At 41.8% G+C, this 14,782-nt stretch carries 19 protein-coding genes and 1 pseudogene (1 of these 20 only partly in view); 17 read left to right on the top strand and 3 right to left on the bottom strand.

Annotation, left to right across the window (positions count from 1 at the left end):
* From F3741_05040 to F3741_05025, 4 genes and pseudogenes are all read left to right on the top strand, one after another.
* A pseudogene (locus F3741_05040) lies at positions 1-91 on the top strand (hypothetical protein); it begins 2,837 nt to the left of the window's first position.
* Positions 16-681 (top strand): hypothetical protein, encoded by a 666-nt coding sequence (locus F3741_05035; protein ID MZG30168.1) that lies wholly within the window; start codon positions 16-18, stop codon positions 679-681. The pseudogene F3741_05040 and the gene F3741_05035 overlap by 76 nt, the downstream one beginning before the upstream one ends.
* Positions 678-2,231, top strand: a complete 1,554-nt coding sequence (locus F3741_05030; GenBank protein ID MZG30167.1) for a tetratricopeptide repeat protein — start codon at positions 678-680, stop codon at positions 2,229-2,231. The genes F3741_05035 and F3741_05030 overlap by 4 nt, the downstream gene beginning before the upstream one ends.
* Before the next feature lie 14 nt (positions 2,232-2,245).
* Entirely contained in the window at positions 2,246-3,232 is a 987-nt protein-coding gene (locus F3741_05025) for a MoxR family ATPase (GenBank protein MZG30166.1), read from the top strand.
* Between the two features lie 33 nt (positions 3,233-3,265).
* Here F3741_05025 and F3741_05020 read toward each other — a convergent pair whose 3' ends face one another.
* The gene (locus F3741_05020) at positions 3,266-3,889 is read right to left on the bottom strand and encodes a DEAD/DEAH box helicase (protein ID MZG30165.1); all 624 of its coding nucleotides are present in this window, start codon (positions 3,887-3,889) and stop codon (positions 3,266-3,268) included.
* 257 nt (positions 3,890-4,146) lie between these two features.
* Here F3741_05020 and fliD point away from each other — a divergent pair, with 257 nt between their 5' ends.
* The 4 genes from fliD to sucD all read left to right on the top strand — a co-directional run bounded on the left by fliD (position 4,147) and on the right by sucD (position 8,441).
* Entirely contained in the window at positions 4,147-5,772 is a 1,626-nt protein-coding gene (gene fliD / locus F3741_05015) for a flagellar filament capping protein FliD (GenBank protein MZG30164.1), read from the top strand.
* A 13-nt stretch (positions 5,773-5,785) separates the two neighbouring features.
* Positions 5,786-6,214: a flagellar export chaperone FliS gene (gene fliS / locus F3741_05010; GenBank protein ID MZG30163.1), complete on the top strand. Its 429-nt coding sequence runs from the start codon at positions 5,786-5,788 to the stop codon at positions 6,212-6,214.
* Between the two features lie 200 nt (positions 6,215-6,414).
* Positions 6,415-7,575, top strand: a complete 1,161-nt coding sequence (gene sucC, locus F3741_05005) for an ADP-forming succinate--CoA ligase subunit beta (protein MZG30162.1) — start codon at positions 6,415-6,417, stop codon at positions 7,573-7,575.
* A complete protein-coding gene (sucD, locus tag F3741_05000; GenBank protein ID MZG30161.1) occupies positions 7,572-8,441 on the top strand; it encodes a succinate--CoA ligase subunit alpha in 870 nt (289 codons plus the stop codon). The genes sucC and sucD overlap by 4 nt, the downstream gene beginning before the upstream one ends.
* Before the next feature lie 46 nt (positions 8,442-8,487).
* On the opposite strand, the gene F3741_04995 is transcribed toward sucD, so the two are convergent.
* The gene (locus F3741_04995; GenBank protein MZG30160.1) at positions 8,488-8,931 is read right to left on the bottom strand and encodes a DUF1841 family protein; all 444 of its coding nucleotides are present in this window, start codon (positions 8,929-8,931) and stop codon (positions 8,488-8,490) included.
* 108 nt (positions 8,932-9,039) lie between these two features.
* Entirely contained in the window at positions 9,040-9,324 is a 285-nt protein-coding gene (locus tag F3741_04990; GenBank protein ID MZG30159.1) for a hypothetical protein, read from the bottom strand.
* 154 nt (positions 9,325-9,478) lie between these two features.
* Between F3741_04990 and F3741_04985 the strand changes: the two genes are divergently transcribed.
* From F3741_04985 to F3741_04945, 9 genes are all read left to right on the top strand, one after another.
* Positions 9,479-9,802 (top strand): hypothetical protein, encoded by a 324-nt coding sequence (locus F3741_04985; protein ID MZG30158.1) that lies wholly within the window; start codon positions 9,479-9,481, stop codon positions 9,800-9,802.
* Between the two features lie 231 nt (positions 9,803-10,033).
* Positions 10,034-11,266, top strand: coding sequence for a ferredoxin oxidoreductase (locus F3741_04980; GenBank protein MZG30157.1), 1,233 nt, complete (start codon positions 10,034-10,036; stop codon positions 11,264-11,266).
* A 101-nt stretch (positions 11,267-11,367) separates the two neighbouring features.
* Complete coding sequence (locus F3741_04975) at positions 11,368-12,261, top strand: ferredoxin oxidoreductase (protein MZG30156.1); 894 nt, start codon at positions 11,368-11,370, stop codon at positions 12,259-12,261.
* 18 nt (positions 12,262-12,279) lie between these two features.
* Positions 12,280-12,996, top strand: a complete 717-nt coding sequence (locus F3741_04970) for a ferredoxin oxidoreductase (protein ID MZG30155.1) — start codon at positions 12,280-12,282, stop codon at positions 12,994-12,996.
* Between the two features lie 20 nt (positions 12,997-13,016).
* Positions 13,017-13,280 (top strand): pyruvate ferredoxin oxidoreductase, encoded by a 264-nt coding sequence (locus F3741_04965; protein MZG30154.1) that lies wholly within the window; start codon positions 13,017-13,019, stop codon positions 13,278-13,280.
* An 87-nt stretch (positions 13,281-13,367) separates the two neighbouring features.
* The gene (locus F3741_04960; protein MZG30153.1) at positions 13,368-13,784 is read left to right on the top strand and encodes a nucleoside-diphosphate kinase; all 417 of its coding nucleotides are present in this window, start codon (positions 13,368-13,370) and stop codon (positions 13,782-13,784) included.
* A gap of 132 nt (positions 13,785-13,916) precedes the next feature.
* Positions 13,917-14,447, top strand: coding sequence for a hypothetical protein (locus F3741_04955; GenBank protein ID MZG30152.1), 531 nt, complete (start codon positions 13,917-13,919; stop codon positions 14,445-14,447).
* Between the two features lie 24 nt (positions 14,448-14,471).
* Positions 14,472-14,663, top strand: a complete 192-nt coding sequence (locus tag F3741_04950; GenBank protein ID MZG30151.1) for a zinc ribbon domain-containing protein — start codon at positions 14,472-14,474, stop codon at positions 14,661-14,663.
* 3 nt (positions 14,664-14,666) lie between these two features.
* Positions 14,667-14,782 (top strand): 6-carboxytetrahydropterin synthase (locus F3741_04945; protein MZG30150.1); only part of this gene is annotated, 116 nt, incomplete at its 3' end.

The following is a 14,782-nucleotide window of genomic DNA, read 5'->3' as shown; positions in this document are numbered from 1 at the left end:
CGTTGGCAGGGAAGCATGCGAAGCACCAGGAATCAAAGAGAAGACATCGGCAACCGTCTCAACCAGGATCTTAAAGAAGTCACTCGGTTAAACTCTGAGATTTCAAAAAAACTAGGTTCTTTGAAACGCTCGATTGATAAAGGCAGCAAATCATTGCTAACAGATAAGGACAAATCCAAACTCAATCAACTTGCCAAACAAGAACAGGGTATGAGCCGGCAAGCAGAAAAGATGAGGGATTTATTCATGAAAATGAACCGAGAAAACCCCTTACTGCCCCCTGCCCTGTCCAGAAAGATGGGAGACGCGCAAAGAAATCTTAATAATGCCAGGGACCGCTTGCAGACGCATCAAGTTCAAAGAGGCATTGATTCAGAAAACAGAGCATTGAGCTCAATGCAGGAAACCAAGAATCTTTTGAACGAATTAAAAAATTCGGGCACTCAAACTTCGGATAATGGAAAAAGGGAAACACCTCTTCGACTTGGGGTTGGGAGCAAAAGGGATTCCAGGCGCGGGGGTTCTGTACGCATGCAAAAAGAAAAAGTGCTTCTTCCGTCTGAAGACCAGTATAAAGTTCCAAGTGCATTCCGTGAAGACATACTGGACGCAATGAAAAAACAAACACCCAAAAACTATGAACGCCTGGTGAACGAATATTATAAGGAATTGGTACAGTGAAAAATGCTCTTAAATTCCTATTGACTATATTGTTGATTTTCACAGTCGCAGGGAACGGTCTGGCATCGCCCCAAATATCTGATGAAGTAATGAAAGGCTATCAACTGGTCCAGGACTGGGATATATCCAATGCGGAAAAACTTTCTGACCAGCTCCTTAAAAACTATCCTGAATCGGGGGATGCCCATTTTTTAAAAGCCCGCATAGAGTTTATGAAGGGAAATTACGAGCGATCCTGGAAAATTCTCAACCGTGTCGGCGACAATATGAAGGAAGTCAAGGAATTTAAATCCCATGTCGATGCCACGCGTAGAGCTTCCAAAAACTTCATCGCAAAAGAGAGCGAACATTTTATTTTCCGTTTTGAGGAAGGCCCCGATGAAATCCTGATTCACCATGCCAGGGAAGTCCTGGAAAAATCTTACCGGGTTCTCGGGAAGATTTTAAATTATTATCCTAAAGAAAAAGTTCTGGTAGAGTTTTATCCTGACCGAAAACCATTTTCAAAAATTTCCCCGTTAACACTCAAAGATATTCTGACTTCGGGGACCGTTGCCCTCTGCAAGTACCACCGCATCATGATGATATCACCCGGTTCGCTGGTCCGTGGATTCAACTGGATGGACACTTTGAGCCATGAATACGTTCACTACCTGCTAACCAAATCAAGCCACAATCATCTGCCGCTCTGGATGCACGAAGGCATTGCGAAGTATTTAGAAACCCGGTGGCGGGGAGAAGAGGATTATCTCTCCCCCATCATGGAAACTGTTCTTTCTAACGCCATGAAAAATGATTACCGGGTACCGTTGGAAGCCATGATGCCCTCGCTTGCTAAACTGAAAAATGCGGAAGATGTGCAATTGGCATATGCTGAAGTATCTTCAATGATGGAATACCTTACAACTCTCAATGGATTGGACATTTTTCCCAAAATACTGGCACAGCTTTCATCTGGACAAAATTTTAGCAACGTCTTTTTGAGTCAGGTGGGACAAAGTTTATCAGAGTTTCAGGACAACTGGGAAAACTGGGCAAAAGGCCTGCCGCTTAAAAACATCCCGGGGATTCAAACACTGTCCACCGAATTTAAAAACAGGGAAGGACCTGAGGGCAAAGAATACAAAGAACTTAAATCCAAAAAAGCGCGAGACCTGACTTACCTGGGAGACATCCTAAAATCCAGAGATCATTTTAAAGCCGCTATTGTTGAATACCAGAAAGCACTGGATGAATCTTCTTCCCATTCACCAATATTGTTCAACAAGCTTGCGGGAACCCATCTGCAATCTGGAAACCATGAGCAGGCAGAAACCCTGTTAAAGGAAAGCCTCGAATTCTTTCCTGATTTTCACACCAGCCTCGTTAATATGGGAGAGCTTAAACTTTTAAATCGGGAATATGAGTTGGCCAGGGTTTATTTTGAAAAAGCAGTGCGCATCAACCCTTTCAATCCATTTGCACATATACGGCTGATGAATGTTTACGACAAGCTGGGTTTAACTAGAGAAAAAGAATTGCAAGCGCGGCAGTTCAGTTATATAGATTAATCAGGGAGAAAATAATGAAAGATTTGGAACTGGCGCAGGAACTGTTAAAAGTAAAAAAAGAAATTATACAGGAAATCCGCAAGGTCATTGTAGGTCAGGAGGAGGTGATAGAAGACCTTTTGGTGACTTTACTATGCAAGGGACACTGTCTTTTTGTAGGTGTACCCGGCCTTGCGAAAACGCTTCTGGTGAGCACCTTGTCACAAGTGTTAAACCTGGGCTTCAGCCGTATTCAGTTCACTCCTGACCTGATGCCTTCAGATATTACCGGAACTGACATTCTTCACGACGACCCTGCGACCGGAAAGAGAGTATTCCAATTCATACATGGTCCCGTCTTTTCCAATATCATTTTGGCAGATGAAGTCAATCGCACACCACCTAAAACTCAGGCGGCCCTATTACAGGCAATGCAGGAAAAAAAGGTGACCGTTGGAGGCAACACATACGAATTGGACCAGCCTTTTCTGGTATTCGCTACGCAAAACCCTATCGAACACGAAGGAACCTATCCCCTGCCTGAAGCCCAGCTGGACAGGTTTATGTTTATCATCAACGTTTCCTATCCCACCAAGGAACAGGAAATTAATATTGCGCTTTCTACCACTTCAGGACATTTACCTGACTTAAAACCCGTACTCAACGCGGGACAGGTTATCCAGTTTCAGGAACTGGTTCCTCAAGTTCCTGTTTCCGAGCATGTAGCCAAATATGCTGTTGAGCTTGTGCAGTGCACTCGACCAAATCAGAATGGAAGTGCTCCGGATTTCGTGCGGGAGTGGGTCGACTGGGGTGCCGGGCCACGGGCATCACAATATCTGATCCTCGGAGCCAAGGCCAAAGCTCTTCTCGACAATAGAGTCTCTGCAACGGTTGAAGATGTCCAGGCAGTATGCCGGCAGGTTCTGGAACACCGCATTATTCTTAATTTTAAGGCCGAAGCAGAGAATATTAAAGTTACAGATATGATTGAGAAACTTCTTAAGACGGTTAAAGTCTGATGAGGTGCGGTAGATATTTTTATAGATAAAAAATCAAATTAATCTGGAAGTTTTCCAGTCTACTTTAAGCTCTAGAGAATTACCGGATTTACTTTTATACTTAATATACCCATGTTTCTCACCAAACAGATATAAATCCCTGGTAATTTTCACATCCTGTTTACAATACTGGATAATTTTATTGATCTTTCCCTCTTTGTACCATTGCAGAGAAACCAATCCGTCCGCTGACTTCTCCGCATTAAGGGTTTGTTCTGCCAGATGGTTCAGGCTTAACCGAAAACCAAGATTCTTTTTGACATCAACCAGCATGTCAAAAGTGTTAATTTCCTGTAGATCGAAATCGGAGTACGGCTGGAGAACCGTGTAATCAAAACCAATTATATTGAACCCTACAGCCAGATCAGCAGTACGGAGTTTTTCCACCAATTGGGCTGCGTCCCTTTCTTCATAGGTAAAGAACTCCTGATCCAAACTGTCCCATACCACTCCAACAGCCAAGCCCATTTTGTGAATATTGCCCCAGCCCCCAACCTCTTCAGCACTTTTCTGAGTTTCCAGATCAAAATACTGCACACGCGGACCTGAGATGTGTTTTACAGTTTTTTTGGCTTCCTGATCTTCTGCCTCTCCAAAAAGCCCAAGTTGTTCCGACATATTTCTATCAATTTTTGAGGAGTATTTTGAGGGATAATTGTTATTATTCAGCATTCTCATCCAGCAAATCAATAACTTTTTACAAACCTTTATATTTAAATGAGTTAGAGTACTTTTATTGAGTTTCTTTTACCAAAAAAAATTGCCCTTCTTATAATCCCCATATTGATTAAAGTTTCGTTTTTTCCAGACCGATAAAACTAAAGATAGAGCTCGTGTGTGCATCCTGAATGTTACTGCCTATGAAAGGTCTTTAAGTGGCTCAAACTGCAATATTCGGAATCAATTCCAACCTCGATACCGGCGGCATTATCGACAACCTGGTTCGACTCCAAAGGAGTCCCATATCTATTGTTGAAGCCAAACGAGATTTAGAGGATGCCAAACTTTTAAGTTTTCAAGACCTGAGAGACCGGCTGCAGACCTTCAAAAGTGTGGTGAATACCCTCAACACAGAGTCTCGTTTTTTAGCCACAAAAGGAGAATTTTCCAACAACAATGCTATCGATACTAACTCAGTAGTCGGTATTTCCACCAGTAGTCAGGCCACCTCTGGAACATTTTCTTTGACGGTCAACAATCTCGCCCGAGAAACAAAGCTTATTTCAGAGGGTTTTGAATCAGTAACCAGCTCCATAAATACGGGGAAATTAAATATTGGTGTTGGTGACCAATCCCTTGAAATTACAATTGATGAAAGCAACAATACATTGGATGGCTTACGCTTGGCAATTAATAACTCGGGGCTGAATGTAAAAGCCACGTTTATTAACGATGGTAGTAGCAAAAACCCAGTTCGTTTAGCAGTCTCTGGAACGAAATCAGGTGAAGACAATGCCGTGACAATTGGAGTGACTGGCTTTCTATTTGGAGGGGGATCTACAAATCTAGTAAATTTCACCCAAACCCAAGCAGCCAAGAATTCAAATTTTATCCTTGATGGAGTTGCAGTCACTAAATCTGGAAATGTAGTCTCCGACGTCATAAGCGGAACTATTTTAACTCTGGAGTCTGCAGGTTCCGGGACTATCACCCTGACTTCTGATAGCGATACTATTAAGGAAAAGGTTAAAAATTACATAAATGGATACAACGAGTTAATCTTACACTTGAACTCTGAACTGGGATTGGAAACTGAAACAGGAGAAACGGGTGTTTTATTTGCAAACTTCACGGTTCAGAACCTGCAACAAAAACTTCGCGAAATAATTACTGCTCAGGTTCAAGGGGTAACGGGTAACTTCAGCTATCTTTCACAAATAGGCATTCGAACATTAAGTGATGGAACCCTTTCCCTAAACGATGGTGAATTCTCTGATGCTCTGGCAGAAAATGTTGGTAACATCAGCGAACTATTTTCCAGCAGCAACAGCACCACAAGCTCGGCAGTAACTTTTATTGGGTTCACAAATAATACCCAGCCTGGAGGATACAATATTCGAGTTAGCAATGGCGTACCTCAAATAGCTGCATCCGGTTCTTCCACATTCGTTGATGCCGTAGGAAGTGGGAACTTTTACGCAGGAGCTAAAGGAACAGATGCTGAAGGACTCAATTTTAGAATTGCCTCACTAAATGATGGAAATTATGGAACACTCACACTCTCTATTGGAGTAGCCCAGATAACCAATCGCATTCTGGCAAACCATACCGATGCCTCGTTAGAAGGTCCTTTGGAAGCAGAAATAGATACTTCAACAGGAATTATTCAGGATTTTGATGAAACACTTATCCAAATGGAAGAACGAGCCTTATTATTTGAAGAGACTCTGAGAAAAAGATTCACAAACCTTGAAGTTATATTGGGAAGATTAAACTCTCAAAGAGATGCTTTTGATCAATCAATTGCTGGAATTCAATCATTATTCAACAGTAAGAAATAAGAGTACAAAGAGAATGGACAGAACACAATATCATAAACAGTATCGAAAAAACGAAATCTCCACCTCAAGTCAAGAGCGTCTAATTCTAATGATGTATGAGGCAGCCATCAAATTTACCACCATGGCAATACAATGCCTGGACAAGGGAGATATCGCCGGGCAAGGAAAACACATCAATAAAACCCACGATATTATCAATGAACTTTCGTTGGCATTGGACTTAAAAAAAGGAGGTGAAGTGGCTTTGCGCCTGGAATCATTATATCAATACATGCTCAGCCAATTAACTCTTGCCAATATCAAGTCTGATCGAAAAGCCCTCGAAACTATCGTTAAAATACTTGGTCCGCTTGCTGAAGCCTGGGAACAACTGTTTCAAGCAACAACCAATACAGGACAAGGCGAACACCAAGCTCCCAAAAAAATCGCATCAAAAGTATAATCCAATCAACCCTCTTATCCCCCATCAAAAACCTTTTAACCGCATTGTGTCTCAAGAAAAAAGGTGTCATTTCCCCTAAGGGTTGCTTTGATCGTTTCCAGGAATATATCATTGCAAATATATTTTTTTGACAAGCTCCTTTTTCCTATGATAAAAATCAAGCTTAATTTTCTCCCCATTAATAAATCTGAAGAAATTTCATGAAGATTCACGAGTATCAAGCTAAAGAGATTTTACGAAAGTATAATGTATCCGTACCAAGCGGGGTTTTGATTTCAAAAAAAGCTGAAGCTGCCAAAGCCGCCAAGAAAGTTGGCACTGATGTTGTCGTTGTCAAAGCCCAGATACATGCTGGAGGGCGAGGTAAAGGTGGTGGTGTAAAACTGGCAAAAAGCCCTCAGGAAGCCGAGAAATATGCCGGAAATATTTTGGGAATGACACTCGTCACCCCACAGACTGGCCCTGAAGGACGCCTGGTTAAAAAAGTTTTGATTGAAGAAGGAATGTCTATAGCTAAAGAGTTATATATGGGAATACTGGTTGACCGTGAAACCAGCCAGGTCCTCATAATGGCAAGTGAAGCAGGTGGAATGGAAATTGAGGAAGTTGCGGCGGCCACACCCGAGAAAATAATTAAAGAACCTGTGGACCCGGTAATAGGTGTTCAACCCTACTTGGCAAGGAAAATAGCTTTTGCCTTGAACTTAGAAGGTGCAGCTTTAAAAGCAATCATCCCATTCATCATCAACCTCTATGACGCGTTTGTAAAAGAAGACTGTTCGATGCTGGAAATCAACCCGCTTGTCATCACTTCTGACGACAGGGTTCTAGCCCTGGACGCCAAAGTGGATATAGATGACAACGCCCTGTTCCGTCATAAAGACACACAGGAATACAGAGACCTTGATGAAGAGGATCCACTTGAAGTTGAGGCCAGCAAGTTCCATTTGAACTACATCAAGTTGGATGGAAATATTGGTTGCATGGTTAATGGTGCAGGCTTAGCAATGGCAACTATGGATATCATTAAATTGTCCGGTGGCGAACCGGCAAACTTTTTAGATGTTGGCGGCGGCGCTGATGAGGAAATGATTGAAAATGGTTTCCGCATTATCCTTTCCGACCCATCAGTTAAAGGAATTTTTATTAATATTTTTGGTGGAATTCTTCGCTGTGACATTCTTGCCCGCGGAGTAGTTTCTGCAGCAAAAAATCTGAACATTAAAGTTCCTATTGTAGTAAGGATGGAAGGCACAAATATGGAAGAAGGTCATCAAATTCTTAAAGACTCCGGACTTAACTTTGCTATTGGAAATGGCATGAAGGACGGAGCCCAAAAAGTGGTCAAAGCGATAAAATGAGCATACTCGTTGATGAAAAAACAAGACTGATAACTCAAGGTATTACTGGCCGGGAAGGCATGTTCCACACTGAACAATCAATGAAGTATGGAACAAAGGTGGTTGGAGGAGTGACTCCCGGCAAAGGTGGACAAAAAGTGCTAGGAAATGTTCCTGTATTCAATACGGTCAAAGATGCGGTGGCAAAAACCAAAGCTAACGCAACCATGGTCTTTGTGCCCCCTCCATTTGCTGCAGATGCAATTTTAGAAGCCGCCGATGCCGGTATTGAGTTGATCATATGTATCACCGAAGGAATCCCCGTCAGCGACATGGTCGATGTCTATAAATATCTCAAAGGAAAAAACAGCCGGCTGGTTGGACCAAACTGCCCAGGCGTTATTTCTCCCGGCAAAGCAAAGATCGGCATCATGCCGGCGCACATCCATAAAAAAGGAAATATAGGGATTATTTCCCGGAGTGGAACTCTGACTTATGAAACCGTTGGACAGCTGACCGCCCTGGGAATCGGCCAATCCACATGTGTGGGGATTGGGGGTGATCCGATCATCGGGACAAGGTTCATTGATGTGCTGGAATTATTTCAAAAAGACCGGGGAACCAAAGCCATTTGCATGATCGGTGAAATAGGCGGCAGCGCTGAAGATGAAGCCGCTTACTACATTAAAAAGCACGTCACCAAACCGGTGGTAGGGTTTATAGCAGGACAAACCGCACCTCCAGGCAGACGTATGGGGCATGCCGGAGCTATCATTTCAGGTGGACAGGGAACTGCTGAAGAAAAAATGAAGGTTATGAAACGGTGTGGGATTAAGGTCGTAAAGAGTCCTGCTGACCTGGGCAAAACCCTGAAAAAAGCCCTTTAATATTTGACGAAAAGACGGGACCTTTTTCCAGCCATCTATAAAAAAATTACTCTTCTTTCTTTTCTACGTCTTCATAAGACAAATAGCCCAGTCTACTTTGGTAGTCTAACTGGTCAAACGGCTTGCCTTGTCGAAAGCTCGAAAAATGTAAATCAGCATAGGAAGCGATGATGGCATGAAGGGCTTCATGCTCGTCCATTCCCTGTCCTACCAGCTTGTTGTAAGTCTGAACTACGAACTCTGGTTGCTCGGTTCTAATCTGGCTATCGACAATGGTGTGTAAAACTGTATGCACAAACGGACTGACTATTTGACCATTGATCTCTTGAGGATAGGCCGCCATCTCACCCTTAGTCCATATATCTTCAAATTCCGGATGCAAATCCATAACATGCGAAATCCTGGCATCAAGTTCATCGATATCCCTGCCCTGTTGCCGGTCAGACGCAACACGTAATATCCGTATTTGTGTTTCCTTATCAAAATTCATAACTAATTTAAATAGAAGTTGATAACCCGTCTAAATCAAATTTAAACAAATCTCCTCCTGTAACTCAGATGGAAAATCATCCAAATAGATTCATATAATACGTCTGGATCAAGGGGTTTCAGAAAAGTGTGTACGGCGTTCTTTACCCGGCTCACCATAAACCATAAAAACGCGTTTCCCCTGCCGCATATGATACTTAGCCCATGCTGGCGACTTACCATCATAACTGGCCTGAGGGTCTTCCCCTTCCGCCTTTAAATAATCAGGGTAATCCAGACCTGCTTCTAATGCTTCTACAAGCAGGCATTCAGTCGTGAACCCTTTGCCGGCAAGCTGGATTTTGCTTAAAAAGGTTTCTATCTCTGCAGGGTCATTCATTTCAATAGGTTGCATAATTTTTTCGATGTAAGTTTTAATAGGATAATTTCAGGAATGTTTCAAAAAATGAATCTAAGCATCAATAGCTTGGAGTCATTATGCTATTGCTGTATATTAAATTCAACGCATTTTAGAGCACGTGTAAAACAAAACCAATAAGAGTAATAATATGCTTATTCAAGATAATTTATTTTTGACCCGCTCCAATCCCACTGGCCAAGGTGGGACCCAGTTTATATACAGAGTGAATGACTATGGGCTAACAGCATTGAGCTGCCCACAAGAAGATATTTCGATGATTCATTGGGAAGTAGAAATCATCAAGTTTACGGGCCAGAAAGCTGCAGAATTTGAGACTTGTCATACCACAGAATTGGCAGACAAAACCCTTAAGTTCTATACAGATAAGTCTTTAAATGAGTTTTTACAAAAGGCCTTTCAATACTTTGAGGAGCTCGACTCCCTGGAAAAAATGCTTCCACAAGAATCATAGGCAATAATAAACTCTGAAGAGTTAGGAAAACCACCTTATAATCAGGGTTTAGCCTTGACAGAGAGACAGTTTGTTCCTATTATGTCTCTCTTTTTAAATGAGCTTGTCGGCTTTTGAGTTGATGATTTTAACCTGATAATTTGAGTCGATGGAGTGTCAAAACAAATAATTTTCACCAGAATAACTCAAGAGTTCTGAGCACTGATATTTGAAATAACAAGGAGTTAGATCATGGCAAATGCAATAGGTAGTGCGGTTTGCAGAACCGCTGCCGACGAAGGTAAACCAGCTGATTGGGTTCCTGCAGGAGAGAAACAAAAAGTAGTGGATCCTATGGAAATGTTCCATAAGCTTCCCCGTGAAAAGCAATTCATCACTGGTAGTGAAGCGGCTCGCGAAAGCATCCGGCGTGCAAATATAGATATTGCTATTGCCTATCCGATCACCCCACAAAGTGAAACCATGCAGCAAACGGGTTATCTCTACGATGAAGGATATATCAAGGAGTACTACCGAGCTGAAGAAGAAATTGGTGCGTTTTCAGCTATATCTGGAGCCTCTCGTGGTGGGGTTCGGAGCTTGACTGCAACTTCAGGTCCGGGCTTAATGCGTGGTATGGAAGCTATAAGCTCTTGGCCTGGTGCAAGAACTCCTATCATAATGCTTAATATGTGTCGGGTTATCAACACACCACTCGCAATTCAGCCTGACAATATTGAAATGTCATTCTTGCTTAATACCGGAATTATTATGCTTCATGCTGAAAATCAGCAAGATTTTTATGACTATCCCCTAGCTGCTATTTGTGCTTCTGAACAAGTGGATGTGACACTACCTGCTGTAGTTTCTGTAGATGGGTTCTTTTGTACCCATGCACGCGGTCCTGTTGAAGTAACACCTGAAGAGTACAAGCTGCCACCACGTGATGGTTGGCGTGCAGCGATACCTGCAATGGATAATGAAAATCCTCCAGCTCGTATTTCGCGTGACGCCCCTATCCAGAAGAGTAATTTTATCAGCTATCATATGCATTCCAGTTGGCAGCAAGAAGTATTTGCCGCTGTGGAACGTTCGGCAAAGTATTTCAGAGCATACCTTGGTAGTTTGATAGAAGTGGTTAATCCGGATGCAGAGGAGTTCATCATTGCATCTGGTTGTGCGGTTTCACAGGCACGTGAAGCGGTTCGTCAAGAAGGCGAACAAGGCAGAAAAGTGGGATTGGTAAAAATAAAAACAATCCGCCCCTTCCCTACCGAAGAAATCGTAGAAGCGGTAAAAGGTGCCAAGCGTATTCTAGTTCCCGAGTTCAATCAGGCCGGTTGGTTACACAAGGAAGTATGCTCAGCTCTTTATGGTCGTTGCAATGCGACTATCAAGAATGGCCCAAGAGTTTTTGGTGGTATGACAATGCCTACCGAGATGATCTTAGAATGGCTAGAAGAATTCCGTAAAGAAGTTCAGTAATCAAACTAACTGTTATTTTTAAAACTGTATAATTTAAACAGGTTAAAACCTGTTATAACTAATTTTATTTTTCAACATAAATTTTATAAGGATAAAATCTTATGTCACTTGAAACATTAAGACCTGCCCCTGCATTTAAAGAGTTTTTACCTGTTGAATATAAAGACTTAGTAGATCATGGCCCCTACCATAATCGTAAGGATAAAAATAAACAGGATGTAAAAGTCACAGACATGGGGAAATTTAAGGAAGTGATTGAAGAGCATCCCATGTGTGCAGGTTGCGCCATGACCCTGTTCATTCGCCTCACATACATAGGAATGCCCAACCCAGAACACACTATTGTTGTTGGAACTGCTGGATGTGGGCGTCTGGCTATCTCCCAGGCTTCAGTTCCATTTATTTACGGTAACTATGGTGATACCAATGCAGTTGCATCTGGTCTTAAACGAGGTTTGGAAGTAAGGTTCCCTAACCAGAAGAAAGACGTTGTAGTTATGGCTGGTGACGGTGGACTGATCGATATTGGTTTCCAGGGCATGATGCACAGCTGGTTCCGTAAAGAAAAGTTCACAACCATTATGCTTGATAATGAAGTTTACGGAAACACAGGCGGACAGGAAAGCGGTATGACCAATCAAGGTAAGGTCATGAAAATGGCTCCTCGTGGAAAGTTTGGTGACAAAATTGATGCATTGGGTCTGGCTAAGGTAGCAGGAGTAGATTATATTGCACGTCTTGCTCCAACCAATCCATCTCGAGTTGCTCGGACTGTTCGCCGCGCAATTATGGTAGCTCGTGAAGTTGGTCACAGCTATATACAGGCCTATACTTCTTGCAATATCGAATACTCAATTCCAACACCAGATGTTATGAAAGATGCATTTGAAATCGAAAAAGATCGGTATGGTTTTGAAGAAATTATTTCACCAGCAGCACAAGAGTATTTGAATGAGGTGGAGAAAAAACCCAAAAAGAAAAAATCTGACAAATAAAGGGAGGAAATAAAAAAAATGACAGAAGTTGTTGAACCAGTAAAACGCTATAACATTCGAATGGCGGGTCTGGGTGGTCAGGGTGTTGTAACTGCATCCCACATCGTTAGTAATGGCGTGGTAATCTCAGGTGGCTTCAGTTCCCTGGTTCCTTTCTTTGGGTCAGAAAAACGTAATGCGCCTGTTGAGAGTTATGTCCGTATTTCAAACGGTACAATTTATGAAATTGGAGAGATTATTTTCCCGAATGTTCTAATGATTTTTCATCCATCGGTTATCACGCTTGGTAAGTCTTATACTATGCCGTTTTATACCGGATTGAAGCAAAATGGAATCATTCTCATAAATAGTAGAACCCCTATTCCTTTTACCCGTGATGAAGAACGTGAACTGGAAGAAACTGGTGCCCGTATTTACTATCTACCCGCTACAGAAATGGCAAATGATCTGGCTAAAACTGATCTGGCTACGAATATGGCTATGTGTGGTGCCATTTCAGGAATCTTTGGATTGCCCGATCCAGTTTCTTTAGCGGCATCTGTTAAAGACCGTTTCATTGGGAAAGGCATCGTGGTTTCTGGTGGTACAGCCGCTTTGGACAGTGCCATTGAGAAAAAATTTGCGAAAAAACAAAAACTTCTTGAAGCAAATCAAAAGGTTCTAGATGCGGCTGTCCAATATGCTATTGATCAGGGCTGGTCAGAAGCGGAACAACCAGCAAAAACTACTGCATAACGTTAAAAACTGGAGAAAATATGTATTACATTGCTAGTGTTGATAAAGACATTTGCTCAGCTAAAAATTGCCACCTCTGCACCCAATATTGTCCAGAAACAAACTGCATCAATTACAGTGAAGCAGATAAGTCTGCTTATGTTTCCGTAGATCGTTGTAAAGCATGCGAGATTTGCATCTACATCTGCTCTGATATAGCTAAGAACGATGCTATTCAAATGAAATGGATAGACGACTTAAATGAAGGGTTTGTAATCAAAAAATCCGGACTCGTTTTACGGTAATACTTCTTTTTAAACAAAGGTATTTGGGCTTAATTGCTCAAATACCTTTTTTTATTTAATTTCTAACCCTTAATAGAAAGCCCTGAAATGGAAAGAACCTTTGCTATCATCAAACCTGACGGCGTAGAGCGTAATCTGATTGGTAAAATCCTGGAACGAATAGAATCCAATGGCTTTAGAATTGTTGCCATGAAAAGAACCTTGCTCAGCAAGGCTCAGGCAGAAGGGTTTTATCATGTGCACAAAGAGCGCCCTTTTTTCGATGGAATGACCAGTACAATGAGTTCAGCCCCAGTGGTTTTGATGGTTCTGGAAAAAGAAAACGCCATTGCCGATTGGCGAAAGCTAATGGGTGCCACTAACCCGGCTGATGCTGAAGATGGTACTATTCGTAAAGATTTTGCTGAAAATATTGAAAGAAATACTTCCCACGGTTCTGATGCACCTGAAACTGCGGCATTTGAAATTTCCTATTTTTTCAGTGAAACAGAAATTCTTTCCTAATCATCCTGGACAACAAGGCCGGAAAGGCTTATGCAAGCAACATTTCTTTGGTTAAATATGTCGTCCATAATAATGTCTTTTTGAAAGATATGAATTTTAAATCCGACATTAATGAAGTATCATCTAAATACTATGAAACTTTTCACCGCACTGATAGTCCTGTCACTCTTTATGTTTCCAGGTCTATCTCAAGCTCGGTCAGGTTATGACTACCAGCTCTATAAGAATCACGAAAACTATGGCATTGTCATATTTCCAAAGAAGTCAATTCATAAGGATTTGAGTGACTACATCGCCTCATTATCATTTGTAGAAGTGCAATCAGGCAGGGCCGTGATGCGACGCGGGACTAAGAACGAAAATGAAACATTGATGATGCCGATCGAAGTACAAAAAAAATATTCCATTGAAAAGTTTATAGTTATTCAGGTCTTAAGCCAGCGTGAAATGATGATTGGAATTTATGATCCGGAATGGGGTCTTACTTTGCCTTCTGCCACATTTGGAATGGAGGCTTTGAAACAAAATATACCCAGGACATTGAACACCTTCCGTGGTAACAATCCCCAGCGTCAGACCGGGCTCAATATTCGCAAGCCTATTTTTGTTAATTTTTTACCTGAGCCGGGCTATAATAAAAGAAAGCGTCCTTACTATTATTGAAATGGCTTGGAGAGTGAGAAACAAATGCCTGTATACGAATACCAATGTGAAAAGTGCAAAGATATAGTAGAGGTATTGCAAAAAGTCAGTGACGACCCACTGGAAGTTTGTGAAAAATGCGGGGGCAAGCTAAGCAAACAGTTTAACCAGATGAATTTTCATTTATATGGGTCCGGTTTTTACTCAACTGACAATAAACGCAAATACCTTAAATAACCTATGATTTTTATCACCCGCCGACTTGAATTTTGTGCCAGCCACAGATTATACAATCCATCTTTCTCGGATGAAAAAAACGCCGCCACTTTTGGTTTATGCAACAATCCCAATGGACA

The sequence above is a fragment of the Nitrospinota bacterium genome, from assembly GCA_009873635.1.
Taxonomy (GTDB): domain Bacteria; phylum Nitrospinota; class Nitrospinia; order Nitrospinales; family VA-1; genus LS-NOB.
The sequence above is the reverse complement of the archived record's forward strand: the minus strand, read 5'-3'. Positions and strand labels throughout refer to the sequence as shown.

Excerpts from the sequence above, each read along its gene's own strand:
- F3741_05035 (MZG30168.1), top strand. The coding sequence starts at position 16 with ATGCGAAGCACCAGGAATCAAAGAGAAGACATCGGCAACCGTCTCAAC.
- F3741_05025 (MZG30166.1), top strand. The coding sequence starts at position 2,246 with ATGAAAGATTTGGAACTGGCGCAGGAACTGTTAAAAGTAAAAAAAGAA.
- F3741_05020 (MZG30165.1), bottom strand. The coding sequence starts at position 3,889 with ATGTCGGAACAACTTGGGCTTTTTGGAGAGGCAGAAGATCAGGAAGCC.
- fliS (MZG30163.1), top strand. The coding sequence starts at position 5,786 with ATGGACAGAACACAATATCATAAACAGTATCGAAAAAACGAAATCTCC.
- sucC (MZG30162.1), top strand. The coding sequence starts at position 6,415 with ATGAAGATTCACGAGTATCAAGCTAAAGAGATTTTACGAAAGTATAAT.
- sucD (MZG30161.1), top strand. The coding sequence starts at position 7,572 with ATGAGCATACTCGTTGATGAAAAAACAAGACTGATAACTCAAGGTATT.
- F3741_04995 (MZG30160.1), bottom strand. The coding sequence starts at position 8,931 with ATGAATTTTGATAAGGAAACACAAATACGGATATTACGTGTTGCGTCT.
- F3741_04990 (MZG30159.1), bottom strand. The coding sequence starts at position 9,324 with ATGCAACCTATTGAAATGAATGACCCTGCAGAGATAGAAACCTTTTTA.
- F3741_04985 (MZG30158.1), top strand. The coding sequence starts at position 9,479 with ATGCTTATTCAAGATAATTTATTTTTGACCCGCTCCAATCCCACTGGC.
- F3741_04980 (MZG30157.1), top strand. The coding sequence starts at position 10,034 with ATGGCAAATGCAATAGGTAGTGCGGTTTGCAGAACCGCTGCCGACGAA.
- F3741_04975 (MZG30156.1), top strand. The coding sequence starts at position 11,368 with ATGTCACTTGAAACATTAAGACCTGCCCCTGCATTTAAAGAGTTTTTA.
- F3741_04970 (MZG30155.1), top strand. The coding sequence starts at position 12,280 with ATGACAGAAGTTGTTGAACCAGTAAAACGCTATAACATTCGAATGGCG.
- F3741_04965 (MZG30154.1), top strand. The coding sequence starts at position 13,017 with ATGTATTACATTGCTAGTGTTGATAAAGACATTTGCTCAGCTAAAAAT.
- F3741_04960 (MZG30153.1), top strand. The coding sequence starts at position 13,368 with ATGGAAAGAACCTTTGCTATCATCAAACCTGACGGCGTAGAGCGTAAT.
- F3741_04955 (MZG30152.1), top strand. The coding sequence starts at position 13,917 with ATGAAACTTTTCACCGCACTGATAGTCCTGTCACTCTTTATGTTTCCA.
- F3741_04950 (MZG30151.1), top strand. The coding sequence starts at position 14,472 with ATGCCTGTATACGAATACCAATGTGAAAAGTGCAAAGATATAGTAGAG.